Genomic DNA, 25830 nt, shown 5'->3' with positions numbered 1-25830 from the left:
ATGCCCCCCATCAGCTGTTAGCTAAAAATGGCCAATACTTGTTTCATTGCCAGAACCAGCCGGTCAATATCGTCTTTGGTGTTATAGCAAGCCAACGAGACCCGAGCTGTCGCCGGGATCCGGAATCGCTCCATGAGCGGCATCGCGCAGTGATGGCCGGCACGAATGGCAACGCCTTCCCGATCGAGAATCGAGCTGATGTCGTGAGGGTGGGCGGCGTCGAGAACAAAAGAAATGATACTGGCCTTGTGCTTACCCGTACCGATAATGCGTAGTCCTTTAATGGTTAGTAGCTCCTGAGTGGCATATTCGAGCAACGGTTGTTCATGCCGGGCAATGTTATCTAACCCAAGAGAGTCAATATAGTCGAGTGCTGCGCCTAGCCCAATTGCGCCGACAATATTCGGGGTACCGGCTTCAAACTTGTAGGGCAGACTATTGTACTGGGTATTCTCGAAGCTGACCTGGCTGATCATATCGCCACCGCCTTGATAGGGCGGCATTGCATCAAGAATTTCTTGTTTGCCGTACAAAACGCCTATACCTGTCGGTCCATAGGTTTTATGGCCGGAAAAGGCGTAGAAGTCACAATCTAACGCCTGAACGTCGACTTTAAGGTGAGGTACGGCCTGAGCACCGTCAAGCAATACCGGGATGTCCTGGGCATGGGCCATGGCGATCATTTCCTTGACTGGCAGAATGGTTCCGAGCGCATTCGACAGGTGGGTAATCGCGACTAGCCGGGTTCGGCTGGTCAGCCGTTGTTTATAATCATCAAGGTTTATCTCGCCAGAATCCGAAATGGGAATAATCGTCAGTTTGGCACCCGTTTGCTGGCAGGCTATTTGCCAGGGGACAATATTCGAATGGTGCTCCATGGCACTTATTAATATTTCACTGTCGTGAGTTAATCTCGGGCGGGCATAACATTGCGCCACCAGGTTGATGGCCTCAGTGGTACCACGAACAAAAATGATCTCCTCGCGATGGGCGGCATGTATAAAGCTCTGAGCTTTGTTCCGGCTTGCTTCGTAACGTTCGGTGGCTCGTTCGCTTAAGGCGTATACGCCGCGGTGGACATTGGCATTATCCTGACGGTAATACTGCTCGACTGTTTCGATCACCACATTAGGCTTTTGCGAGGTTGCAGCATTATCGAGATAGACCAGTGGCTTACCATAAACCTGCTGTTTGAGTAATGGAAAGTCATTTCGAACCGCATGCCAGTCAACGTCGTTTATTGAGGGTGAGGCTGAAACCGTGGTTGCCGAAGTGAGCTGATCGCGAGTTGGCAATGAGCGGCTGATGGTCATGGTCGTTGCTCCTGTGCCTTCTGCGTTTGACGTATTAAGCGGTTTAGCTGAGCCCGAAGTGGGGGCTCAATGAATTCCCGTACAGAGAGGGGGGCGACTGTTTGGAGAATGTCGCTTATAAAAGCCGTGATAAGAAGTGACTGAGCATCTTCTTTCGAGATCCCACGTGACTGCAGGTAAAACAGCGCGGCAGGATCGAGTTGACCGACAGTAGCCCCGTGGCTGCATTTGACATCATCGGCATAGATCTGCAGCTCAGGTTTGGTATCTACTTCGGCTTTCGCCGAAAGCAGCAGGTTCTTGTTGATGAGCTGAGCATCACTATATTGCGCCTCGGGGTGGACGACGACCATACCGTTAAACACAGCCCGGGCCTTATCCTGGATCACGCCTTTATACAGTTCATTGCTGTGACAATTTGCTACGAGATGATCGATTTGGGTATGAAAATCGACATGTTGTTTGTTAGCTATGCAGTAAGCGCCATGGAGGTGGCATCCGGCACCTTCTTTAGCCAATTTTATACAGATGTCATTTCTTGCCAAACAGGCACCGAGAGAAATGTTGTGGCTATAAAATTGGCTGCTTTGCTGTTGCTCGACATGCATTCCGGCTACGTGGCAGGTTTTGTCGGACTCACACTGCAATTTATAGTGATGAAGGGTAGCATCGCGGCCAAGGACAACCTCAGTGAGTGCATTTGTCAAATGCAGCTCGCTGTTTTGATGTTGATAATGAAGGCGACCATTACTGTTTCCCAGATAGTGTTCTATAACCGTTACCTCTGTATTGTCTTCGGCCAGCAATAACAGGCGAGGAGAATACATTACAGGCCTGTCAGCATCTGTAGTGTAAAACAGGCAGTGGATAGGCATCTGGACTTTGCAACCTTGCATTACTTGCAATAAAACACCGTCAGCCATAAACATGGTATTCAGGGCTGCAAAAGGATGATTATTATGTTCGGTAACAGTGCCAAGCGCTGAAGAGAGAAGGTGAGTGTGACGATTCAACCCCTGGGCAATATTGCATAAAAGGAGTCCGTTAGGTAAGTCGTTGAGGCTTGAAAGCGCCGGCGCGAATATGCCGTCAATAAACACCAGTCGGAGGCTGTCTGCGCAGAGAGGGATATCATCAGGGCGAACGTTGTAACTAGCCCCTGCGCCTGCGTTTTGTCCAGAAGGGGCAAATTCAACTTGCTCAATTTGGGTGAGCCGAGTGTACTTCCAGCTTTCTTCTCGTGAGCCAGGCAGGCCCTGAGCCGTAAAACTCTCTAACGCATTATCTTGCAGCTGCTGTAACCAGCTCAAATGTTGTGCGTTGTTGGGCTGTTCGCTGTTTCTGTGCTGGGAATAAGCATGACAGAAACGTTCGCTGGCGTTCATTTCAGCCTCCGTTGAGGTTGGGGGAGTTAATAAATGAGCTAGGCTACCCATTCCCCGTACCCTTTCTCTTCCAGTTCGAGTGCTAACTCTGGCCCTGCCGAACGGACGATCTTGCCGTTCATCAAGATATGTACAAAATCCGGCTTTATAAAGTTCAGTAACCGCTGGTAATGGGTGACTAAGATAATTGCCCGTTCACTGTTACGAAAGGCATTAACGCCTGCGGCGATAGTTTTCAGGGCATCAATATCAAGCCCTGAATCCGTCTCATCAAGAATTGCCAGTCGTGGCTCTAGTACTAGCAGTTGCAATATTTCATTGTGCTTCTTTTCACCTCCGGAAAAGCCTTCATTAACAGCGCGGTAGAGCAGGCTCTCTTCCATGCCGACTTGAGCAACCTTGGCTTTAACCTGTTGTAGAAAATCGACGGCATCCAGCTCGTCAAGCTGGTGGTATTTGCGCTGGCTGTTCAATGCGGTTTTGAGAAACTGGATATTGCTTACCCCCGGGATCTCTGTCGGGTATTGAAAGGCGACAAATACACCTTCGCAGGCTCGCTGGTCAGCGGTCATGGTTAATAGGTCATGGCCGTCATATTGGATTGCGCCTGCCGTGACGTTGTAACTTTCATGTCCGGCCAGTGTATTGGCCAGCGTGCTTTTGCCCGAGCCGTTCGGCCCCATGATGGCATGCACTTCTCCCGGTTTGACCGTCATCTGCAAACCTTTGAGAATCGCTTTTCCGTCAACGCTGACGTGTAGATCTTCAATGTTTAGCATGCTGCTGTTTCTCCGCGAGCTGTTCACCTTAACCGACACAACCTTCCAGGCTGACTTCCATCAGAGCCTGGGCTTCTACCGCAAATTCCATAGGAAGCTTGCGAAATACATCTTTGCAAAATCCGTTGATAATCATAGATACCGCCGCTTCCGGGGCAATGCCGCGTTGCAGGCAATAAAAGAGTTGTTCATCACTTATTTTTGATGTTGTGGCCTCGTGCTCAATGTTTGCAGACGGGTGCTTGACCTCAATATAGGGGAAAGTATGGGCACTGCATTTATTCCCCAGCAGCAGCGAGTCACATTGGCTGTAATTGCGGGCATTGGTGGTTTTTGGACTGACATGCACCAGACCACGGTAGGCATTGGAGCCGTGACCGGCAGAGATCCCTTTGGATATAATGGTGCTGGAAGTGTTGTTGCCGATGTGGGTCATTTTGGTGCCTGTATCGGCCTGCTGATAATTATTGGTCAGTGCCACTGAGTAGAATTCTCCGCTGGAATGATCGCCCTGCAAGATTACGCTTGGGTATTTCCAGGTAATGGCAGAACCAGTTTCGACCTGAGTCCAGGAGATCTTGGCATGTTGACCGCGACATAACCCGCGCTTGGTCACGAAGTTATAGATCCCGCCTTTTCCTTCTTTATCTCCCGGATACCAATTTTGCACGGTAGAGTACTTTATCTCGGCGCGGTCGAGGGCTATCAGCTCTACCACTGCAGCATGGAGTTGGTGTTCGTCGCGCATTGGTGCCGTACAACCTTCGAGATAGCTGACGTAGCTATCGTCCTCTGCGATGATCAGGGTGCGTTCGAACTGGCCTGTATTGGCGGCATTGATCCGAAAATAGGTCGATAGCTCCATTGGGCAGCGAACACCTTTCGGGATGTAGCAGAAAGAGCCATCGCTGAAGACTGCTGCATTTAAGGCGGCATAGAAGTTGTCGGTGTAGGGGACGACAGTTCCCAGATACTTCTGTATTAGATCAGGATGATTGCGAACGGCTTCGGAAAAGGAACAGAAAATAATACCGACATCGGCGAGTTTTTGCTTGAAGGTGGTTGCAACAGAGATACTGTCGAATACGGCATCAACTGCGCCTTTGACGCCTGCCAGCTGGGCTTGTTCGTGAAGTGGGATGCCGAGCTTTTCATAGGTCTGTAGTAGTTTGGGATCGACCTCTTCAAGGCTTTGTGGCCCGTCGGCTGATGATTTTGGTGCGGCATAGTAGATCATCGAGTCGTAATCGATTGGAGGGTAATACAACTTAGACCAGGTCGGGACTCTCAGTGTCAGCCAGTGACGGTAGGCTTTCAGCCGCCATTCAAGCATAAAAACCGGTTCGTTTTTCTTGGCCGATATACAACGTATCACCTCTTCGCTGAGTCCGGGTTCGAGGCGATCTTCGTCCAGCTCGGTAACAAATCCGTGCGGATAGTCGTCATTAACAAAATGGTCTAAACCTTGTGTTCGAGTTGTCATTACGACCCCTCCATTAAACACCATGTACGTCCATCGACTTGTTATTTTGTTAGTGTCAGTGGTTCCGGTTTGATCTCATGTGAGAGCATGTCCTGCAGCGTGACCTGGGCCAGACTGTTGTAGATCACTTTGTTGATACCCAACCAGTGGCCTCGGATCTCACAGTACTTTTCTATCTGGCACAAATCCTTTTTTATTGAGCACTCTGTTACGGCGATGGTTCCTTCTAGGGCATCAACAATTTGGGCCAAGGTGATCTGCTGGGCCGGATAGGCGAGCCGATAACCGCCATTTTTGCCGCGAGTTGAAAGAACAAGGCCACTACTGTGCAGTATTTTTAGTAATTTGCTTACCGTTGTCGGCGGTAGGTAGATAGCACGGGCCAGTGACGCGGTACTGAAGATTTGTTCAGGATGGCGGGCCATAAAGGTTAACAGTACAGAGCCATAGTCTGTCATTTTGCTAACTCGCAACATAGGCAAAACCTCTCTATATAGGACTATTATAGTCCTACTTCATGAGACAGGCCGCTACTGTCCAGATTGATTACATCTAACAAGGCACTGCTTATACCAGTGCACTACTTATACCAATGCAGTCGGTTTAAGTGGGTAGGACTGAATAGAATTAACTACTCATTTTTGCTTGGAGCTAGTGAAGCCGCCGTAAAGATCAAGACGGCGATGACGCAGGTTGGTTACAGATCCTTCCGTATTGAGGTATTTGAGTTTATCGAGCTCTACATCGGCAAAAATTATCATTTCTGTGTTTGGGCTTGCTTCAGTGATTGTTGCATCGTGGGGAAAGTAAATATCGGATGGAGAAAATACCGCTGATTGGGCATATTGGATGTCAACATTATTGACCCGTGGTAAGTTGCCGATGCTGCCTCCGATGGCAACGTAGCATTCATTTTCGATTGCTCTTGCCTGTGCACATAACCTGACTCGCAAATAGCCATTTTTGGTGTCAGTCCAGAAAGGTACAAACATAATTTGTACGCCTTGCTCGGCTAACATACGGCCGAGCTCGGGAAACTCCGCATCGTAGCAAATCAGAATCCCAACGCGCCCGGCATCCGTCTCGAATACCTTCACCTTATCACCACCATCAATCACCCAGTCCCGTTGCTCGTGGGGAGTAATATGGATTTTATACTGTTCGTCTATGCTGCCATCGCGGTGTAGCAGGTAAGAAACATTATAAAGGCAGTCATCTTTCAGCTCAGGCATGCTTCCCGAGATAATATTGATATTGTACGTGACTGCCAGCTGAGAAAATCGTTGTTTTATCTCTTCCGTAAATTCACTCAAAAAACGGATGGCTTCTACTGAGCTATGTTCAGGCTTTAACCCCATCAGAGGGGCATTGAAAAATTCCGGGAAGAGAGCGAAGTCGGCTTGGTAACCTGAAAGCGATGAGACGAAGAATTCAGCCTGATCTATCAAGTCGTCTACCGAAACCATCATCCGCATTTGCCACTGAACAATGCCTAGACGCACCAAGGTTTTCTCGGTATCGAGGATTGACGGAGCAACCTCATCATAAAAAACATTATCCCATTCAAGCAGGGTGGCATAACCGCAAGATTTGGTGTCTTCGGGCAGGTAGTGCTTCATCAGTCGCTTAACATCAAAATCATTGGCGAGCTGGAAAGACAGGATAGGGTCATGAAGTTCCTTTCGTTTGACTTTTTCAATGTACTCAAGGACAGATAGCTGGTCGGCAACTTGCTGGTAGTGAGGGATTCGGCCCCCGGCTAATATCGCTTTAAGGTTAGTGTTTCGGCAAAGCTCCTTGCGAGCATCGTAAAGGCGACGTCCGAGGCGAAGCCCTCGGTAATCAGGGTGAACAAACACATCCAGTCCGTATAACGCATCACCGGTGTCTTGGTGCTGAATGACATTTTGCTCGTTGATAATATCGGTGTAGGTATGGTTGAGTGAAAAGCGGTTATAATCCACCTTGATAGTCAGAGCCGCTCCGATGATCTTTCCGCTATCTTCAATGCAGATCTGACCGTCTGGAAATTGATGAATTAAATCCATAATTGTCATTCGTGGCCATGCCCCCCCGACATCGTCAAACACCAAGTTCATCAAGGCAGCCAGCTCGTCATAATCACTAGAGGCTATAGTACGAAGGTTTAGCAAGGGAGTATTGGTATCCATTTCAACTATCTCAGCGCTCAGAATATATACAGTATGAATTAAAGAATTCGTTTAATTGTTCTGATTATTGCTAATTGGACTTAAAAACTCAGTATCACTTTACGTGTTGCATGTTGGACTCCAATTAACGATAGGGAGTCGGGTCTATGTTTTCCTTCCCCGGACTTAACCCTCGTTCTATGACTAACTGTTTTCTTTCTGTGAGATTGATCATTTCTACATCTAGGTAGCGACCATATTTCATTGAATAGAAACATTTTACGATGGGCTGGAGGAAGGATTCCTCATTAGATTCCCACACTAAGCCAACACGCTTATCTGATAACTCGACCAGTGACCCAACCGGGTAGACGCCGACATTGCGAATAAACTCATTCAATAGCTCACTATCTAAATGATGCGGTGTCATTGATTTGAGAATGTTAAAAGCTGCGGTCGGGCTCATAGACTCTTTGTAGCAGCGAGTCGCTGTTAAGGCATCGTAAATATCGACAATGGCACTCATTCTGCCTACCAGTGAGATTTCGTCACCATATAAACCGCGGGGGTAGCCGCTTCCGTCAAGCTTTTCATGGTGAAGAAGGCTGACTTGTCGGCTCATATCGGACAGGCCCGGAATGCAATCTAATAGAGGTTCAGACAGTACCTGATGAAGCTTCATGTGCTCAAATTCTTCCGGGGTCAATCGGGCTGGCTTGTTAAGTACCTCAAGTTTGACCTGGGTTTTGCCAATGTCATGCAGTAGGCCACCAATGGCCAGTTGCTTGAGTACCTGCTGATTTAAGCCAAGGTGGCGACCAAAGCTCACCATCAGGAAAGCAACGTTGAGGGAGTGTTCTAGCAGGTAGCTATCTTTGTTACGTAATGCCGCGACACAATGAATGGCATCGGGGTTACAGCGAATGGAGTCGACAATACTTTCAGATAGATCGGCAATTGGAGCAATATCGATATTTTTGCCTTCATACAAATTATCGATAGCCTTGCTCAGCAAATCTTTCGATTTGACTAATATCGACTCTGCTCTTTTTCGCTCGGTATCCATCGAGGTGGTTTTGGGAGGTTTCGGATTGCGTTGATGGCGCTCGGGTACAAAGTAGCTTAAGTCCGATTGCTCGAAGTCCACCCACACGGTTTGTATACCATTGGCCTTAATCTGGTTAATCAAGTCGATAGAGTGAATTCTACCCGGCTTGTTGACTCGTAATCGGCCTTTGGCGTTTTCCAGTGCAACGACAAATAATCCTTCGCAGAGATCTTCAACTGCAACTGCCTGAACCATATTCGATTAATCACCATCCTTGCATAGTCCATTGAGCATGTTAGACCAAAAGTCAGATACAGTCGTATTGATATCAGAGCAATTATTCGAAATTGAGACCTAACGTCAGAAAGGGTATGCCTCCAGTTTCATTAAAAAGCGCTTAAAAGGAAGTATTAGAGCCTAATCTATAGTGATTCAATTAACTGACAAAGAAAAGGGAGGTGCAAAGTGCACCTCCTTTTGGTCTTATTGCTTATAATGAAGCGTTAATATGTTCACAACGATCGTAATGAATGATCAACAGCTCACACTATCTAAGCTTCTTAGTAAGACAAGCTGGTTTTCTTCTCGAGCAACTGTCGTTGTGGGTTGATCTCGACGTAATCGATGATATCGCTATATTGCTTTCGATTAGCGGTGAGATTATCAACATCACTCTTGTCGAGTGAGACGATCAAAACACGCCGCTCAGGCATTGTGTCTGTGATTGTTCCACCCAACTTGGTTACCAAAGACTTCGCTTGTGCTTTCATGTCGGGTTTATATTTCAGGTAATAGCTTGCCTGGCTGTTTTCCTGGCTGAGCTCGGCTTGTTCTTTTGCGCCGGGAGCAGGCATACCTTTGTTATAGGCCTGAACCGAAAAGCTAGAAAAAAGCGCAGCACTCAATACCAATCCACAAATGGGCTTTATACCTGAATAAAACGTCGAAGCATGTTTATTTTGCATATGCCAACCTTATTTAAAGTTGATACGCCAGCTATTGAGTGTTCCTGTATCGCGGCGGGCGTTATCATAGACTTTTAGCTGCCAAGTCCCCTGAGATTCGATACCAGTATAGTCAACTGTATAAGAGTTCAGGATGTTGTTGCTTGAGCCTCCGCTGTGGTTATGCAGGACAACATACTCACCTGTTGGGGCAATCAATTTGACATTTAGATCACCGATGTAGGTGTGAGTTATGTTGAGATCAACGCTCAGCACACCAGCATCGCCTGCACGGGTTACGTTGATTTCGCTGGTAATACCGGAGAGTGAGTTATCAGGAATGGCTGTAGCCTGAGTATTTTCAAAGCTGGTGCCATTTCCATTGCCTTCTGGGCCGTTACACCCGGCGTCGAGGTATTCCTTGGCGGATACAGCATCAATCAAGCCAAAACCAGTTCGGTTATCACGACCTGCGACATCAATATCTTCAGCGGTAGCTGTCATCGCACTACGAACCTGACTGGCTGTACATTGAGGGTGGTAGCTCCATACTAAGGCTGCAACCCCTGCAACATGCGGTGTTGCCATGGACGTCCCGTTATAGTACTCGTAGTCTTCGTTAATAGAGCTATTAACCGTTATTGTCTGGCCTACGGCATTTTCTAGCTCTTGTCCAAGGGCACGATCAACAGAGACCGACACAAGATCATAGCTACTGTTAGTATCGACAAGGAATGGGTTCTGTAGACCGGCCAGTTCGGCATTACTGTATACGATAGCAGCTGAAGCTCCTGCGTTATAACAGGCTTTAACAGCATCAACTTCAGGGTAGGTACCAGATAGCTGGTTACCGATACGCTCAGTCAGACAGACTTTTCCGCTCATGTTGCCACAGTTATAAGCGCCAGATGAAACATCACAGCGGGCAAGTTCGGCAGTCACAGAGCCGGGAACCGGACTTGGCTGATAGCTACCGTTGATATTCACTAAACGGTTATGAGGGACAACACCGCGGTCGAAGTAGCTTTGTCCGGCCAGGTTAATATCGGCAAGGCGGCCTTCACCCAGAGTGACGGTAGACAGAATTGCCTCGCCGGGCGCTGCAATCTCAACCTGATTGGTTGCCTGTGAGAAATCCGCGTGGTGTTTTTGGTTATCCACGGCAGCAACAGACATGACCGAATCGTATGACGCCGGGTAGCTATGAGCGGTATTGCCGTCATTACCCGCCGCGGCAATTAATAATACGCCGTTGCCATAGTGGGTTTTGAGTGCCGCTTCTTCGGTCCGGCTGGAGTTGCTGCCACCCAGGCTCATGTTGATCACATTGGCGTTGTTGGCGACACAGGTATCAATGGCCTTCACCAGACCGGATGAATAGCCCCAACCTGATTCATTAAATACCTTAACGATATGCAAATTGACATTTTGGTTTGGTAATACGCCTACCACACCTTCAGTATTCGAGATAGCGGCGATAGTACCGGCAACGTGGGTACCGTGAGCATTGTGCTGACCCGGTGAAGACCAGCTGCCTGTTCCGCTGTCATTGGTACCGTTTACCTGGTTACCGCTAAGATCGTTGTGGGCAAGATCATAACCAGAATCGATGATACATACCGTTCTGTTACCGGCATTGCTGTCATCAAGCAATGTCGCACCAACGAAAGTCTGTCCCCAAGGTAGAGTTTGGGATAGCAGATAACGAGGCGGGTCGATCTCAACATAATCAACGTCTGGGTTGTTTTGAAGTTGCTGTATTGCGTCTTCGTCGAGTTGGGCGCTGTATGTTGCATCAGTGCCGAACTTTTCGATGTTGTCGGCGCTTAGACGATCCAGCAGTGAGCGCTGGGCAACGCGTTCACCAGAGAACACCGAGCTTGCACTCCTGAGAGAAATCTCGCTTGACGGTTGCTCTTTGAATTTAACAATGTATTTCACAGGGATATTTGGTTTGTCAAACGTAGCCAACGTATCTGCGTTTGCGGTTGCACTGGCACCAGCAGCTAAGGCGGCTAGTGGTAAGAGACAACTGACAACGGCCATATTATTTTTGTTATTCATTCGCTCTTTCCTTATTAATGAGCATATTTGTATTTTGTAACCTAATGATCTTTATTCACTTTTGATGAATAAAAACGCCACATAGGCAACGTGTTACATATAGCTCTAACTAATCTAAGATGAAAAATTAATTCGAAAGATATGTTAAGAAACTGGGTGGGTATCAGATTATCAACTGGAACGGTTAACATTGGGGGTGTGAATATCTTGGTCTTAATGGATTGCTTGGGTAAATAGACTGAAAAGTTATGTACTTTACGTGAGTATTTAGTTGCGATATGTAGTCAGTTGCTTTGTTGAGTTATTAATAGTCTTGCCAGTATGAAGGGGCGAGATTGTTTAGTATGTCGTCAAAAAGTATGCGGCTGCCTGGGTATATTTGAGTATTTGCACGAATACAGAGAGCTATATCAACCTTTTTGCTATGCGTTGAAGTGATATGCGAGCTTGTTGTGTACTATTTTCCGATAAAAATCAGCGATATACTGCTGTTAGTGGCACTAAGGTACATATAGATGAAAAAAACCATATTAATTGCCGTTTGTATTATGTTTGCAATCGCAGCAATAACAAGTATCTCTTCAACGTCTTATATCTCTCATCATGAAATCGACAAGATTATCTTGAAGAAATCTCAGGCTCAGGCCGAGCTGCTTGCCAAAAACGTCGAGTATGTCCTGAGTACTTCTTCACAGCCTCTGGATGACTTGCAAAAGTTGATGCAGTCGCTGAAAGCCCGTTCTGATATTAGCTATGCGGTTGTTATCGATAAAAATGTTCAGGCAGTCGCCCATAGTGATGCCGAAAAGCTAAACAAAGTCTACAAAGATAACTACACGGTCGACGGGGCAACGAGAGGCATTCCGCAGCACTCCAAATGGTATGCCGATGTTCAGCAAGTCTGGGTTTATGACATTCTTTCTCCTATTTATGTTAACGGTGAACTGTACGGTACCTTTGATATCGGTATTCCGATCACAGAAGTCAGTGACGCGGCGAAAGGCATCGTTATCACTCAATTGGTAGCCATTTTGGGTATCTTCATCCTGTGCGGATGTGTCTTAATGGGTTTGCTTGGCAAACTGTTAAGGCCACTGTCGGGACTACAAGATGCACTGGAAGATATATCGAAGGGGGATGGTGACCTGACTATTCGGTTACCTGTTCGAGGCAATGATGAAATTGCCCATATCTCAACAGCCTTCAATATCTTTGTCGGTAAAATCAATGAAATTATTGGTCAGGTCGTCAATACCGGCGTCGATCTCGGCCGAACTGCCACAGAGTTACGAGGCCAGTCTCAGCAGGCATTGTCACGCGGCCATGAACAGAGCGAGCAGTCGCTGCTGGTGGTTACCTCAATGAACGAGATGATTGCGACCATAGGTGAGATTTCACAAAATGCGGCGGGTGCCGCGGAGTCTGCCGAGAATGCCAATATCGAGACTCAGGAAGGGCAGAGGATCCTGCAGGAAGCCACCACAACTATTACTGGCCTTGCCGATCAAATGAACGAGATGTCAGGAGTGATCACTTCTTTGGCTGACAGAACCCAATCTATCGGCTCAATTCTTGAAGTGATTCGAGGTATCTCGGAGCAGACCAACTTGCTGGCACTGAATGCGGCGATTGAAGCGGCGCGTGCAGGTGAAGCCGGTCGTGGTTTTGCGGTGGTTGCCGATGAGGTAAGAAACCTGGCGACCAAAACGGCCCAGTCAACCAATGAAATCCAGGCCATGATTGATCAGCTGCAGAATGAAGCCAAAAACGCGGTTGAGGCAATGGATAGCAGCCAGTCGTTAACCGCTGAAGGTTCTCAGGCAACAGAAGAAGCGCAGCAGGCACTGGAAAAGATTTCTGCACTGGTGATGACAATTCTTGATATGAATACGCAGGTTGCCACTGCGACCGAGCAGCAGACAAGTGTCGCCAATGAAATCAACCTCAATATGGATACGGTAGATAGCTCGGTAAAAGTGGGGCTTGCTGCTAGCGAAGAGTTGGAAAGATCGAGCCAGGATCTGGCAGAGTTGGCTCAGACGTTGGATCGCCATGTCGGTTCTTTCAAAATAGGTCGCTAGCCAATTTATCTTTCCACTTAATAATTAGCCCCTTTTCAGGGGCTTTTTAATGCGTAACGTTTAATGTCAGCGGCGTTTGATTTTCCGCGGCACCACCTCAATCCCTGTCCGGTAGCGTCCGGCAGCGGCATTAAGCGCAAGTTCCAGGGCATTATCCGCAATCAGCTCGAACTGCTGCGGCAAAGATTGAATCTTAATCGGCAGGAAATCCAGCAACCGGTTATCACCAAAAGTGGCAAGGTGGGTTTTCTGCATCAGCTCAGGATTGGCTAACAAGCAGTCTAGGATACCTTCGAACAGTGTGTATGAGGTCGCCAGTATAGCGTCGGGCAGGGTATTGTTGTCGATCCACTGCTGAACCTGTTGTTGGCCTTGCTGCTGGCTGAAGTGATCGCCATAGGTGACAAATGTTTCCAGCTCCTGGTGCTGAGTATGAATGGCTGAGTAGAAGCCTTGCTCACGCTCTTTTGATACACCCAGATCCGGGACGGCACCGACCAGGCCAATACTGGCGATGTTCTTGGCGAGCAGGCTTTGCGTTAGTTCGAAAGCCCCTTCGAGGTCTTCGCTGATCACACTGGCAAACTCTTCGTCATCCAAGGCACGGTCAATCGCGATAACCGGTACACCACCGGCCTGGATCTTCTTATAGAAAGAATGATCGGCAGGCAGGGCACTGGCAACCAGTAAGGCATCAATGCGTCTGCTCAGTAGGGTTTCCGCGACTTTCATTTCTGTGTCGATATCGTCATCCGAGCAGGAAATAATAAGCTGATAACCAGCTTTGCGGGCATCGCGTTCCAGCAGTTTCGCCAGCTTGGCATAACTGCTGTTTTCCAGATCCGGGATGATCAGGCCAAAAGAGCGGCTGCTTCCGGCTCGCAGAGAAGTGGCGGCATGGTCAGGCCGGTAGTTAAACTCATCAACTACAGCCATAACTTTTTGCTGGGTTTTCTCGCTGATCCGGTACTTTGCCGCTTTGCCATTGATGACATAGCTGGCTGTCGTTCGTGACACCCCAGCCAGTTTGGCTATTTCGTCTAACTTCATTCTCGATTCTTAGTCTTTAGTAGAATTTGTGCGCCTGATCATATATTCGCAAATGATCTGACACAGAACAATTGCAATATTAGCTGAAACCATTCAGCATGTCAGCTGAAAGGTTTCAGCAAAGCTAATTTTACTTGAGCAAAGTTCTGCTGAAGCTTTTATTTTCAGCAAAAGCTGAATCGATTCAGCTTTTGCTGAAGTTAACTAGAATTAAAGACGTGTAGATAGGGCGAAAGTGCATTTCGCCGAGTCATCGAATACTGGAGAGAGTTCATGCTGTCATTATCAAAGAGCGATATTCAGCTAAAGCAATCTGCTGCTGATAAGCAACAAGCTATCAAGGCATTGGCTACCGGTCTGGAGCAACAAGGTCTGGTTGATACAGGGTATGTCAACGGCATGCTGGACAGGGAAGCGCAAAATTCCACGTTTCTGGGCAATGGCATTGCAATCCCTCACGGAACAACAGATACCCGTGGTTTGGTGAAGCAAACCGGTGTTCGCGTACATCACTTTCCACAAGGTGTGGATTGGGGAGAGGGAAAGACAGCCTATCTTGCAATTGGTATTGCAGCAAAATCAGATGAGCACCTTGGGATCCTCAAGCAACTGACGAAAGTCCTGTCAGCCGACGGCGTGGAAGAAAAGCTAAAGCACTGCGATAGCGCAGAAGGATTGATTGCCATTCTGAACGGTGACGAACAGCTAGAAGCCGAGTTTGATGCTGGTCTTGTTCAACTGGCCTTTCCGGCGACAGATCTGATTCAGCTGACAGCGGTTGCAGCTGGATTAATCAAAAATCGCCAGGCTACGGGTAACACCAGTGTTGCCGATGCCATCGCAACAGGTGCGAGCTACCTCGGACAAGGTTTATGGCTTGCCAAAACCGACAAAGAGGTGACCAAAACTGCTCTGTCCTTTGTCACTCCGGCAACAGAATTCGATGAGCAGGGCAAACCGGTCAAGGGGCTGCTGATGGTGGCAGCTTGCAACGGCGCTCACCTGAACAACATGAACTACCTGGCGCAGCTTTTATACAAACAGCAGGCCGACAAATTATTTACGGCAGATGAAGAAAAAGTTGTATCGCTGCTGACGCAAGAAGTTATCGAAGGTAATAGCGACGTATTTAAAATCCGCAACCCTCACGGCCTGCATGCCCGTCCCGGTGCCATGCTGGTCAGTGTTGCCAAGAAATTCGAATCGAATATTTTGGTTGCCAACCTCAATGGTGATGGCAAGGCCGTGAATGCCAAGAGCCTGATGAAAGTGATTGCTCTTGGTGTGAAGCAGGGCCACGAACTGCAATTTACCGCTCAGGGTGATGATGCTAAAGCAGCACTGGCGGCTATCGGGCAGGCCATTGCCGATGGTTTGGGCGAGGGTAAGTAATGAGTGATCTTAACGTGATGGCGAATGAGCAAATGATGGCAAGCAGTAAAAAGCCAAAGGTCGTAACAGTAACGTTAAACCCTGCTCTGGATTTGACCGGTAACCTCAATACTTTAACGGCAGGAACGGTGAATCTGGTTGAAAAGGGGAGCCTTCATCCTGCGGGTAAAGGAGTGAATGTGGCCAAGGTACTGGCAGAGCTTGGTGCGGATGTCACGGTAACAGGTTTGCTTGGTGCCGATAACCAGGAACCGTTTTGCCAGCTGTTTGAAGCCTTGGGAGCTAATGATCAGTTTGTCCGAGTAAATGGTGCTAGCCGGATAAATGTAAAACTGGTCGAGGCGAGCGGACAGGTCAGTGATATCAATTTCCCAGGTGTTGCAGTATCCGAACAAGACATTCAGGCCTTTGAGCAAACGCTGTTTGAGCTGGCTGACAGCCATGAAGTGTTCGTGATGGCAGGTAGCCTGGCCCAGGGCATCTCTCCTGAACTGTGTGCCAGCTGGATCGCTCAGCTACAAGAGCGCGGCAAGCATGTTTTCTTTGACAGCAGCAAGGCGGCACTGACCGCGGGCTTGAACGCTTCGCCATGGTTGGTGAAACCCAATGATGAGGAACTGTCGGACTGGGCCGGTCGCGCATTGTCGACCAAACAAGATTTAACACAGGTTGCAGAACAACTTGGACAAAAAGGGATTGCGAATGTTGTGGTCTCTTTGGGTGCCGAAGGGGTGATGTGGCTGGATAACGACGGATGGCTAAGTTCGCAGCCACCGAAAATGAATGTTGTGAGTACTGTTGGCGCGGGTGACACATTGGTGGCAGGCCTGTGCTGGGGGCAACTCAATAACTGGAATAAACAAGAGACACTGAGTTTTGCCACCGCGCTCTCGGCGTTAGCTGTGAGTCAGGTTGGGGTCGGGGTTGATGATCTCGATGCAGTACTGGCAATCAAAGAAAGTGTCCAACTATTAGATAGCAATGTGAACGCTAACACGGAACAGAGGGTATCATGATGAAAATTGCAGTTGTAACAGCTTGCCCGAGTGGTATTGCAAACAGTGTTATTGCCGCAGGCTTAATGGAAAAAGCCGCTGCAGAACTAAAACTAACGGCCAACATTGAATGTCAGTCGACAGTCATGCCGGTCAAGGCGCTGACAGGCGCACAGATTAAAGAAGCGGAGTGTATTGTTATCGCAGCCAATACGGCTGTTGATACAACCCGCTTTAAAGGTAAGAAGGTCTATCAGTCAGATATCGATGCCTGTCTGGCCGATCCGAAAGCCTTTCTTGAGCAAGCCATTGCCCAGGCGTCAGAATTGAAAAACGTTCAGACGGTTGTAGCATCCAGTGAACCAGTCGCTGAGGTGGCATCAGGTGCCAAGAAGATTGTGGCAATCACGGCCTGTCCAACGGGTGTCGCGCATACCTTTATGGCAGCAGAAGCCCTGGAAGAAGAGGGTAAGCGCCAAGGGCACAGTATCAAGGTTGAAACTCGTGGCTCTGTGGGGGCGAAGAATCAGCTGACAGCTGAAGAAATTGCTGCGGCCGATTTAGTGGTTATTGCTGCTGATATTGAAGTCGATCTGTCTCGCTTTGACGGTAAGAAACTGTATAAAACCAGTACAGGCCTGGCGCTGAAGAAAACCTCTCAGGAGCTGGAAAAAGCATTCTCAACTGCGACTGTTTATAAGCACGAAGGTAGTTCGGCAAGTGAAGGGCAGAAGCAGGAGAAGACCGGTGCCTATAAACACTTGATGACGGGTGTCTCTCACATGCTTCCGCTGGTGGTTGCCGGTGGTCTGGCGATTGCACTGTCGTTCGTGTTCGGTATCGAGGCATTTAAAGAAGAGGGCACTCTGGCTGCCGCACTGATGACAATCGGTGGTGGTTCGGCGTTTGCATTAATGGTGCCAGTGCTGGCTGGTTTCATCGCCTTCTCGATTGCAGACCGTCCGGGTCTGGCTCCGGGTCTGATTGGCGGTATGCTGGCAAGTTCAACAGGTGCAGGTTTCCTTGGTGGTATCGTGGCAGGTTTCCTGGCCGGTTACAGTGCCAAGTTTATTGCCGATAACCTCAAGCTGCCGCAGTCCATGGAAGCGCTGAAGCCTATCCTGATCATTCCGTTGCTATCAAGCCTGGTGACAGGGCTTATCATGATCTACATTGTTGGCGGCCCGGTTTCTGCGGCAATGAATGGTCTGACTGACTTCCTGAACAACATGGGCTCAGCGAATGCAGTATTGCTGGGTATTATTCTTGGCAGCATGATGTGTTTCGACCTGGGTGGTCCTGTTAACAAGGCAGCCTATACATTCGGTGTTGGTCTGCTGGCGTCGCAAACTTATGCACCAATGGCGGCAATCATGGCAGCCGGTATGGTTCCGGCTCTGGGTATGGGGTTGGCGACTTTCCTTGCCAAGCGTAAGTTCAATGCCAGTGAGGCAGAGGCGGGTAAAGCATCATTCGTATTGGGGCTTTGCTTTATCTCAGAAGGGGCGATTCCGTTTGCCGCGCGTGATCCAATGCGTGTCATTCCAAGCTGTATGGCTGGTGGTGCATTAACGGGCGCGCTATCTATGCTGTTTGGTGCAAAACTGATGGCACCACACGGTGGTCTGTTTGTTCTGTTTATCCCGAATGCGATTACACCAGTATTGATGTATCTGGTTGCGATTGCAGCCGGTACGATTGTGACTGGCGTAACTTATGCCTTCCTGAAAAAATCGGATGAAGAACAGCTGGTGGCTGCAACGGCTAAATAATAGCTGACAGAGCACATTGCTATAATAATGAAAGCCCCGGCATGATAGTCATGCCGGGGCTTTTGCCACCGCTGCCTACGTATTGATTGGGCTTGTTCTTGACCAGCAACGCCGATCTGCTGAGCTCTTCCTCCCCTTCGGCGGCACAGCGTGCCAATGCACAACCGAGCTCAAAAGAACAAACACATCTTTTATAAGTTGTAGGCTTTCCCTGCGTTTGCAAAACAGTGTTGCCACTGTAATAGCGCTTTAGTTTTATTTATTGTTGTTATCCCCTAATTATTATTATTTTTTATTGTTATTCTTCTTCTGCTGCCATTATCAGATCTTCACCATCGGTGACTAGCAGATAGGACTTCCCAGGGTCCAAATTGCACAAGCTGATTGATTCAGCTGCAAAAAATAACTCACCGCTACAATTCTCAATAGTCAGGTAAGGAGTTATCTGTCCTTTTTTTGCTTCTATGGCAGAAATAACCGACGAGATAACCTGTATTCGCGAATCTGAATGGCTGAACACCCGAACACTGTATTTCCCTTCCTGACTGGAAGGTTGCTGTCTGACGGTAGTCAGAGTCAGTTCATCATTGTCTAGCCACGCAATGGCCCAGAGCTTGTCTGAACGGTTAAGTATGACTTCCAAAGATTCGCTCGTATCTGACTGAGAATTGGTATCCCATGCGCCGATATCAAGCGTTATCGGGGTGGGAGATGACCAACTTATTGAATGGCGTGATACTTCTGAGTTGTTGTTTGAAGCAACCTGCGCATTCGTATCAAAAAGTGTTTCTGTACCGCCGGATTGTTTGACAAAGTAATCAACGGGTTTACTGGCTGTATTGACGAAATCGATGTCAACTTGCGGCGCACCGCCAAGCTCACTCTCAGGCAATAATTCTTGCACTGAGTCACTGTCTCCACCACATCCTGTAATATACAAAGCAATACACATTGTGAGCGCTGGCCTAATCATGTTAGGAACCTCTGTTGTAATTATTTGCGAAGCTCAAAGTAAGCATATTGCAAGAATTAGTGATTTTTTGATGAATCACAGGGAGAAAATTGAGTTTTTAATAAGTGACTGAATTTAAAGCTTAATCAAGCTCTCAAGAGTGAGAAAATATGATGAGACATCAGTAAGATGCATTGGTCGATATGTTTTTTATCCCATTTGAGTCAATTGGGCAGAAACGAAAACAGTGTGAGAGGGGGTGCTTGCCGCAAAGGAACGGCAAGCATTTTCGTTACTGTGATTCGAGCAGAAATTCCTGACAAAACCACTCTGTTATTTTGTGAGGATAAAAATGTCTATCATTAGCACATACGGCGTTTCAAACCGCTCATATCCAGCAAACGCGTTGAGATTTCTTCAACCGACAAAGAGGTCGTGTTGAGGTAGGGAATCGCTTCGCGGCGGAACATACTTTCGACTTTGTTAAGTTCAGATTCACACTGCTGCAGGCTGGCATAATCGCTGTTAGCGTAGCGCCCGTTTCGGATAGCAACCAGGCGGCCGGTATCTATGGTCAGGCCATAAGTTTTATAGCGGAACGGCTCAATCCCCTGCGGCAGTTTCAGGCTCGTCATGTCTTCGGCAATGAACGGATAGTTGACGGCTCGGATCCCGAACTGCATGGCAAGATACAGGCTGGTCGGGGTTTTTCCGCACCGTGATACCCCGAGCAGAATGATATCGGCCTGCTCGAGATTGTTCAAAGAAACACCGTCGTCGTGGGCGAGGGTGTACTCGATGGCGGCGATACGATCCATATAGCTGGCAGCATCTTTGCTGATACTGTGCGATCGTTGAAGTTGGGGCATTGGCTCCATATCCAAATCATGCTTGAGCGGTTCGACAAGCGCATCGAGTACGTCGTAGAGATTGGCCGAGCAATCTTCGATAATCGCTTTCACTTCAGGGAGCACCACCGAGTAAAAAACCAGTGGCTTGATACCCGTTTCTTCGTAGATACGGTTAATCTGTTTTTGTACGTTGAGGGCGCGATCGACTGACTCAACGAAGGGCAGGGTCGTTTGTCGGGTCTCAATGGGAAATTGAGCCAAAATTGCATGCCCAAGTGTTTCAGAAGTAATCGCTGTACCGTCAGAAACGTAAAATACATCACGAAAATTGGATTTGCGCTGCATAAAAAGTTGAATCCTTAAAAAATATCTGTAACGTTAAGCTCATTAATACTTATAACAATAACCTTATAGGGTATCTATTCTTCTTTTACATATACTATGTACTGAAGAATACCTAGACGGAGGCATATTGTACGCAGTATTTTTTTTACTGCGAATGCAATCGTTTTCGTTGAGAGGTTGCCCACATAAACTGTTGAATCCAATTAAAGGAGAGTTGCCGTGCAACAGAATGTTGTTTGGTATGATGCTTTATCAATGAACGATGTTGATAAAGTGGGTGGAAAGAATGCATCACTGGGTGAAATGGTTGCAAACCTTGCCAGTGCCGGCGTAAAAGTGCCTAACGGCTATGCGACAACGTCATATGCATTTAACCAGTTTCTTGATGCAAATGACCTGAATGATCGTATCTACAATCTGCTTGATAAGTTAGATGTTGACGATGTGAATGCGCTGCAGCAGGCAGGAGAAACTATCCGAAATTGGGTTCTAGAAGCACCGCTTCCGGCCGATTTGGAACAAGAAATCCGTCGCTGCTATAGCGAGCTGGGTGAAGGTGATGAGATGCTCTCTGTTGCCGTTCGCTCATCAGCGACAGCAGAAGACTTACCTGACGCCTCGTTTGCAGGTCAGCAGGAAACTTTCCTTAACGTACGTGGCATTGATGCTGTTATCGAAGCCGTGAAGCATGTATTTGCCTCTCTGTTTAACGACCGTGCGATCTCTTACCGTGTTCACCAGGGCTTCGAGCACAAAGGTGTTGCGCTGTCTGCGGGTATCCAGCGCATGGTTCGCTCGGATGTCGCCTCTTCGGGTGTGATGTTTACCCTGGACACAGAATCTGGTTTCGATCAGGTTGTGTTTATTACCTCTTCATGGGGGCTGGGTGAGATGGTTGTGCAAGGTGCCGTGAACCCGGATGAATTCTATGTTCACAAACCAACCCTGCAGGCTGGTAACCCTGCCGTTGTACGCCGTACCTTCGGCTCGAAACAAATCAAGATGGTTTATGCTGAAGGTAAAGAACTGGGTACGCAGGTAGAAATAATTGATACTACGGGTGAAGAGCGTCAGCAGTACTCTCTGACGGATGCTGAAACTGAATCACTGGCCAAGCAGGCCATGATCATCGAAAAACACTACGGCCGTCCGATGGATATCGAATGGGCCAAAGATGGTGTCACTGGTGAGCTGTTTATCGTTCAGGCACGTCCTGAAACGGTACGCTCTCGTGATGATGCTCAGGTGATGGAGCGATTCCACCTAAATGGTTCAGGTACAGTGCTGACAGAAGGCCGTGCAATTGGTCAGCGAATCGGCTCTGGTGCAGTGCGTGTTGTATCGGATCTGAGCCAGATGGATCAGGTTCAGGCGGGCGACGTGCTGGTGGCAGACATGACAGACCCTGACTGGGAGCCTGTGATGAAGAAAGCGGCTGCGATTGTTACCAACCGTGGTGGACGTACATGTCACGCTGCGATTATCGCGCGTGAACTGGGTATTCCGGCCGTTGTTGGCTGTGGTGATGCGACTGAACTGCTGTCGACAGGACAGGAAGTGACGGTTTCATGTGCACAGGGTGAGACGGGCTACATCTACCAAGGTGAGCTGGAGTTCGAAGTTCGCCGCTCAGCAGTTGACGACCTACCGACACTACCACTGAAAGTGATGATGAACGTTGGTAACCCGGATCGTGCATTTGATTTTGCCTGTATTCCGAATGAAGGTGTGGGCCTTGCCCGTCTTGAATTCATCATTAACAAGATGATCGGTATCCACCCGAAAGCGCTACTCAACTACGATTCACAGTCTGACGAGTTGAAAGCCGAGATCGACCAGCGCATTGTGGGCTATGCAGATCCTGTCGAGTTCTACATTGAGAAACTGACCGAAGGTATTTCGACGCTGGCTTCGGCATTCTGGCCGAAACGTGTCATTGTTCGTATGTCAGACTTCAAGTCGAACGAGTACCGTAATCTGGTTGGTGGTGTGCACTTCGAACCGACGGAAGAAAACCCGATGCTTGGTTTCCGTGGTGCATCGCGTTATATCTCGCCGAAGTTCGAGGACTGCTTTGCTCTTGAGTGTGAAGCAATCAAGCGTGTGCGTGAGCGCATGGGGTTGAAGAACGTTGAGATCATGATCCCGTTCGTCCGTACTGTGAGCGAAGCGGCTTCAGTTATCGACCTGCTGGCGAAGTTCGACCTTCGTCGTGGCGAAAATGGCCTGAAAGTCATCATGATGTGCGAACTGCCGTCGAATGCCATTTTGGCAGAAGAGTTCCTCAAGTACTTTGATGGCTTCTCGATTGGTTCGAACGATATGACTCAGCTAACGCTGGGCCTTGACCGTGACTCGGGTGAGATTGCCCACATGTTCGACGAGCGTAATGACGCAGTTAAAGCGATGCTGGCGATGGCAATTAAAGCTGCCAATAAAGCAGGCAAATATGTCGGTATCTGTGGTCAGGGACCATCGGATCATGAAGATTTAGCTGACTGGCTGATGGAGCAGGGCATTGATTCGGTATCACTTAACCCGGATACCGTTGTCGAAACTTGGCTGCACCTAGGCAGTAAATCTAACTAAGCGAATTAATCGCCGATAAGTAAAACCTGTATCACCTTTGCATATAAAGGGTGGTGCAGGTTTTTTGATTTTCCTGTTCCGAGAAATACTTTTCTAATAATGTCCGAGCGCTTCATAAATAGCTTGTAAATACGTTTAGTTATCATTACCAACAGCCTGTATAGCAACATTGGTAATGAATAAAAGAACCACGTAGAATACGCCCCTTTGAAATATGCAATGTTAGAAAGTGGGTTATATCGCAATGAGAAATCAGTTTGAATTATTGGCACCAGGTGGCGATATTGAGTCGATAAAAGCGGCCATAGCAGCAGGTGCAGATGCGATATACTGCGGACTCGATAACTTCAACGCCAGAAATAGAGCGACAAATTTAACATTTGATAACCTGAGTGGCATTGTTAGGTTAGCTCACGAACATGATTGCAAAATCTTTCTAACATTGAACATCATCATTTTGGAGAGCGAAATTCCAGCGATCATTCGGTTGCTGAATAAGCTGGTCAATACCCAAATTGATGGTGTGATCGTTCAAGATCTGGGCTTGTTTTATATATTAAAAGAGCACTTTAAAGATCTGGATGTGCATGCCTCTACACAAGTTAATACTCACAATGACGGTCAGATCTTTTTTCTGAATAAATTGACTGCGAGCCGGGTTAACTTATCCCGAGAGCTGAATATCAAAGAGATTAAACACTTGGCTCAGGTAGGGCATGAAAATAATGTCCTGATGGAAGTGTTTGTGCACGGCTCATACTGCATTGGCTTTTCCGGCCTGTGTTATATCAGCTCGGTAAAAAACGGCAATTCAGGTAACCGGGGCAGATGTAGTCAGCCGTGTCGTGATAAGTATCAGACGACAGAGGCAGGTAAAGATTACCCTCTTAATCTTAAAGATAACTCGGCCTATTCAAACCTTGAGGAGCTCGCCGATGCAGGGGTGTATTCGCTTAAAGTTGAAGGGCGGATTAAGAAGTCACACTATGTATATACAGTCGTAGACAACTGGCGTAAGCAAATTGACAATTTCTGCGATGGCAATGAGTTGTTTACGGATACCACTGAGCTCTATACGGTGTTTAACCGTGACTTTTCTAATTCTTACCTGACGGGCGATATCAATAAGAATATGTTTATTGATAACCCTCGCGATCATGCCGTCAAACACTTTTCCAAAGTATATAACTGCACGACAGAAGAGAGCGTCAACAAGGTTAAGAAAAAGCTTTACGATGACAAAACCGATATTATTTCGACAGTTGCAGACAAAATTAAAGACTTCAGTATAGATAAGCTAGCGCTGAATGTTGTGGTCTCGGCAGAAGCACACCGTCCTTTAAGGGTGTCGGTAACAACGCCGAGTCAGTCATTTGATGTCTATTCTGAAAGCAATTTGATCCATTCAGATAAATACACGATTGAAAATGACGGGTTAGAGAAATGGCTTAATAGCCTCAATAACGCAGAGTACTATATTGATTCCTTGGCAATAGAGAATAACGAAGCAGGGCTTTTTGTACCGTTCAAAGAGCTGACTGCGATTAAGGAACAAATATTTTTTAATTTGAATGGCGATAAAGCCCGTATTGCACCGATTGATGCGCCAAAGGTCAAGAAGTTACCTAGACTGCAGGACAAGCCGTCCTTGTCGGTACTCATATCCTCGAAGCAGGATGTTGCTCTCTGTAATACCACATCGGCCGACGTTTACTACCAGCTGCCAGACTCACTTGATACTGAACTTCCTCAGTTGATTAAAATCTTCTCTGATAATCATCAGCTGATCCCGTGGTTTCCGTCTATTCTGATTGGCGAAAACTACACTGCTGCCGTTGAGTTCCTCGAGCAGGTACAACCAAAACTGGTCGTGACTAACAATACAGGTATCGCCTACGCGGCCTATGAAAAAGGCATTGACTGGATCGCTGGCCCTTACCTGAATATCACAAACTCTTTCAGCCTTCTGTGCATGAAGGAAGAGTTCAACTGTGTCGGCTCATTCGTCTCTAATGAAATCAACAAGAAACAAATTAAGCCCATTGTAAGACCTGACAACTTCAAGTTGTTCTACAGTATTTACCATCCGATTTTGCTGATGACTAGTCGCCAGTGCCTGTTCCATCAGACCGTGGGCTGCAAGAAGAAAGCCTTTGACGCGAAGTGCCTTAGGAAGTGCAAGAAGTCTGCGTCGATTATCAACTTGAAAGAAGCCTCTTTCGTTCTTGATAAGCAAAAGGGCGATCACAACTCGCTTTATAGTGAACACAACTTTCTAAATACCGAGATACCATCTGATCTTGAAGGGACGTTTTCTAGCTTCTTTATCGACTTGAGAGATATAAAAACTCAAACAAATGTCGAAGAAGACAAAGCTAGCTTAATACAGATGTTCCAGAATCTTATCGAAGGCGGAGAAGGAGTCAGACCGGCACTTGAGCAAGCTATCTATCCGACAACCAATGCGCAGTACAAGAAAGGGCTGTAGGCCGTTATGAGCGTTTAGTTAAAAGTAAACGGAAATACAATAATATGCCGCCTTGTGCAGAGAGCGTAGGCGGCATAACTGGAAATCTATATGGTTATTCATGTTAAAATTATTCGATAGCGTATTCTTAATAATTAATAGTTAGTACT

The 25830-nt window shown here is 47.5% G+C and carries 18 protein-coding genes; 6 read left to right on the top strand and 12 right to left on the bottom strand.

Annotated elements, in window-relative coordinates; genetic code table 11:
- Positions 1 to 17: 17 nt before the first annotated feature.
- From L4D19_RS19850 to L4D19_RS19810, 9 genes are all read right to left on the bottom strand, one after another.
- Complete coding sequence (locus tag L4D19_RS19850) at positions 18 to 1313, bottom strand: cysteine desulfurase (protein ID WP_428453935.1); 1296 nt, start codon at positions 1311 to 1313, stop codon at positions 18 to 20.
- The gene (sufD, locus tag L4D19_RS19845) at positions 1310 to 2698 is read right to left on the bottom strand and encodes a Fe-S cluster assembly protein SufD (RefSeq protein WP_428453934.1); all 1389 of its coding nucleotides are present in this window, start codon (positions 2696 to 2698) and stop codon (positions 1310 to 1312) included. The genes L4D19_RS19850 and sufD overlap by 4 nt, the downstream gene beginning before the upstream one ends.
- A gap of 38 nt (positions 2699 to 2736) precedes the next feature.
- Positions 2737 to 3477 carry a Fe-S cluster assembly ATPase SufC gene (sufC, locus tag L4D19_RS19840; protein ID WP_428453933.1) on the bottom strand — a complete coding sequence of 247 codons (741 nt, stop codon included), beginning with the start codon at positions 3475 to 3477 and terminating at the stop codon, positions 2737 to 2739.
- A gap of 28 nt (positions 3478 to 3505) precedes the next feature.
- Positions 3506 to 4960: a Fe-S cluster assembly protein SufB gene (gene sufB / locus L4D19_RS19835; protein WP_428453932.1), complete on the bottom strand. Its 1455-nt coding sequence runs from the start codon at positions 4958 to 4960 to the stop codon at positions 3506 to 3508.
- Positions 4961 to 5001: 41 nt separating this feature from the next.
- Entirely contained in the window at positions 5002 to 5436 is a 435-nt protein-coding gene (locus L4D19_RS19830) for an SUF system Fe-S cluster assembly regulator (protein WP_428453931.1), read from the bottom strand.
- Between the two features lie 159 nt (positions 5437 to 5595).
- Positions 5596 to 7131: a GNAT family N-acetyltransferase gene (locus L4D19_RS19825; protein ID WP_428453930.1), complete on the bottom strand. Its 1536-nt coding sequence runs from the start codon at positions 7129 to 7131 to the stop codon at positions 5596 to 5598.
- 124 nt (positions 7132 to 7255) lie between these two features.
- Entirely contained in the window at positions 7256 to 8413 is a 1158-nt protein-coding gene (locus L4D19_RS19820; RefSeq protein ID WP_428453929.1) for a cyclic di-GMP phosphodiesterase, read from the bottom strand.
- Between the two features lie 305 nt (positions 8414 to 8718).
- Entirely contained in the window at positions 8719 to 9123 is a 405-nt protein-coding gene (locus L4D19_RS19815) for a hypothetical protein (protein WP_428453928.1), read from the bottom strand.
- A 9-nt stretch (positions 9124 to 9132) separates the two neighbouring features.
- Complete coding sequence (locus L4D19_RS19810; protein WP_428453927.1) at positions 9133 to 11166, bottom strand: S8 family serine peptidase; 2034 nt, start codon at positions 11164 to 11166, stop codon at positions 9133 to 9135.
- Positions 11167 to 11681: 515 nt separating this feature from the next.
- Between L4D19_RS19810 and L4D19_RS19805 the strand changes: the two genes are divergently transcribed.
- Positions 11682 to 13247 carry a methyl-accepting chemotaxis protein gene (locus L4D19_RS19805; protein ID WP_428453926.1) on the top strand — a complete coding sequence of 522 codons (1566 nt, stop codon included), beginning with the start codon at positions 11682 to 11684 and terminating at the stop codon, positions 13245 to 13247.
- A 66-nt stretch (positions 13248 to 13313) separates the two neighbouring features.
- On the opposite strand, the gene cra is transcribed toward L4D19_RS19805, so the two are convergent.
- Entirely contained in the window at positions 13314 to 14297 is a 984-nt protein-coding gene (cra, locus tag L4D19_RS19800; RefSeq protein ID WP_428453925.1) for a catabolite repressor/activator, read from the bottom strand.
- A gap of 273 nt (positions 14298 to 14570) precedes the next feature.
- Between cra and fruB the strand changes: the two genes are divergently transcribed.
- Genes fruB through fruA form a run of 3 tightly spaced genes read left to right on the top strand, consistent with a single transcriptional unit; the run spans position 14571 to position 18456 of the window.
- Entirely contained in the window at positions 14571 to 15689 is a 1119-nt protein-coding gene (gene fruB, locus L4D19_RS19795; RefSeq protein WP_428453924.1) for a fused PTS fructose transporter subunit IIA/HPr protein, read from the top strand.
- Positions 15690 to 15724: 35 nt separating this feature from the next.
- On the top strand, positions 15725 to 16705 hold the full coding sequence (gene pfkB, locus L4D19_RS19790; RefSeq protein WP_428453973.1) for a 1-phosphofructokinase: 981 nt from the start codon (positions 15725 to 15727) through the stop codon (positions 16703 to 16705).
- Positions 16705 to 18456: a PTS fructose transporter subunit IIBC gene (gene fruA, locus L4D19_RS19785; protein ID WP_428453972.1), complete on the top strand. Its 1752-nt coding sequence runs from the start codon at positions 16705 to 16707 to the stop codon at positions 18454 to 18456. The genes pfkB and fruA overlap by 1 nt, the downstream gene beginning before the upstream one ends.
- A 298-nt stretch (positions 18457 to 18754) precedes the next feature.
- On the opposite strand, the gene L4D19_RS19780 is transcribed toward fruA, so the two are convergent.
- Positions 18755 to 19429, bottom strand: a complete 675-nt coding sequence (locus L4D19_RS19780; RefSeq protein ID WP_428453923.1) for a hypothetical protein — start codon at positions 19427 to 19429, stop codon at positions 18755 to 18757.
- Between the two features lie 341 nt (positions 19430 to 19770).
- Positions 19771 to 20604, bottom strand: coding sequence for a posphoenolpyruvate synthetase regulatory kinase/phosphorylase PpsR (gene ppsR, locus L4D19_RS19775; RefSeq protein ID WP_428453922.1), 834 nt, complete (start codon positions 20602 to 20604; stop codon positions 19771 to 19773).
- A gap of 219 nt (positions 20605 to 20823) precedes the next feature.
- Here ppsR and ppsA point away from each other — a divergent pair, with 219 nt between their 5' ends.
- Positions 20824 to 23193 carry a phosphoenolpyruvate synthase gene (gene ppsA / locus L4D19_RS19770; protein WP_428453921.1) on the top strand — a complete coding sequence of 790 codons (2370 nt, stop codon included), beginning with the start codon at positions 20824 to 20826 and terminating at the stop codon, positions 23191 to 23193.
- Between the two features lie 244 nt (positions 23194 to 23437).
- Positions 23438 to 25681: a peptidase U32 family protein gene (locus L4D19_RS19765; protein WP_428453920.1), complete on the top strand. Its 2244-nt coding sequence runs from the start codon at positions 23438 to 23440 to the stop codon at positions 25679 to 25681.
- The last annotated feature ends 149 nt before the right edge of the window (positions 25682 to 25830 follow it).

Source organism: Photobacterium kasasachensis (assembly GCF_050336885.1).
In the GTDB taxonomy this organism is placed as follows: domain Bacteria; phylum Pseudomonadota; class Gammaproteobacteria; order Enterobacterales; family Vibrionaceae; genus Photobacterium; species Photobacterium kasasachensis.
Note: the sequence above shows the minus strand (reverse complement) of the source record. Positions and strands in the feature narration are given on the sequence as shown.

What these genes read in the sequence shown, in the direction of transcription:
- L4D19_RS19850 (WP_428453935.1), bottom strand. Translation starts at nt 1,313, where the DNA reads ATGACCATCAGCCGCTCATTGCCAACTCGCGATCAGCTCACTTCGGCA.
- sufD (WP_428453934.1), bottom strand. Translation starts at nt 2,698, where the DNA reads ATGAACGCCAGCGAACGTTTCTGTCATGCTTATTCCCAGCACAGAAAC.
- sufC (WP_428453933.1), bottom strand. Translation starts at nt 3,477, where the DNA reads ATGCTAAACATTGAAGATCTACACGTCAGCGTTGACGGAAAAGCGATT.
- sufB (WP_428453932.1), bottom strand. Translation starts at nt 4,960, where the DNA reads ATGACAACTCGAACACAAGGTTTAGACCATTTTGTTAATGACGACTAT.
- L4D19_RS19830 (WP_428453931.1), bottom strand. Translation starts at nt 5,436, where the DNA reads ATGTTGCGAGTTAGCAAAATGACAGACTATGGCTCTGTACTGTTAACC.
- L4D19_RS19825 (WP_428453930.1), bottom strand. Translation starts at nt 7,131, where the DNA reads ATGGATACCAATACTCCCTTGCTAAACCTTCGTACTATAGCCTCTAGT.
- L4D19_RS19820 (WP_428453929.1), bottom strand. Translation starts at nt 8,413, where the DNA reads ATGGTTCAGGCAGTTGCAGTTGAAGATCTCTGCGAAGGATTATTTGTC.
- L4D19_RS19815 (WP_428453928.1), bottom strand. Translation starts at nt 9,123, where the DNA reads ATGCAAAATAAACATGCTTCGACGTTTTATTCAGGTATAAAGCCCATT.
- L4D19_RS19810 (WP_428453927.1), bottom strand. Translation starts at nt 11,166, where the DNA reads ATGAATAACAAAAATAATATGGCCGTTGTCAGTTGTCTCTTACCACTA.
- L4D19_RS19805 (WP_428453926.1), top strand. Translation starts at nt 11,682, where the DNA reads ATGAAAAAAACCATATTAATTGCCGTTTGTATTATGTTTGCAATCGCA.
- cra (WP_428453925.1), bottom strand. Translation starts at nt 14,297, where the DNA reads ATGAAGTTAGACGAAATAGCCAAACTGGCTGGGGTGTCACGAACGACA.
- fruB (WP_428453924.1), top strand. Translation starts at nt 14,571, where the DNA reads ATGCTGTCATTATCAAAGAGCGATATTCAGCTAAAGCAATCTGCTGCT.
- pfkB (WP_428453973.1), top strand. Translation starts at nt 15,725, where the DNA reads ATGGCAAGCAGTAAAAAGCCAAAGGTCGTAACAGTAACGTTAAACCCT.
- fruA (WP_428453972.1), top strand. Translation starts at nt 16,705, where the DNA reads ATGAAAATTGCAGTTGTAACAGCTTGCCCGAGTGGTATTGCAAACAGT.
- L4D19_RS19780 (WP_428453923.1), bottom strand. Translation starts at nt 19,429, where the DNA reads ATGATTAGGCCAGCGCTCACAATGTGTATTGCTTTGTATATTACAGGA.
- ppsR (WP_428453922.1), bottom strand. Translation starts at nt 20,604, where the DNA reads ATGCAGCGCAAATCCAATTTTCGTGATGTATTTTACGTTTCTGACGGT.
- L4D19_RS19765 (WP_428453920.1), top strand. Translation starts at nt 23,438, where the DNA reads ATGAGAAATCAGTTTGAATTATTGGCACCAGGTGGCGATATTGAGTCG.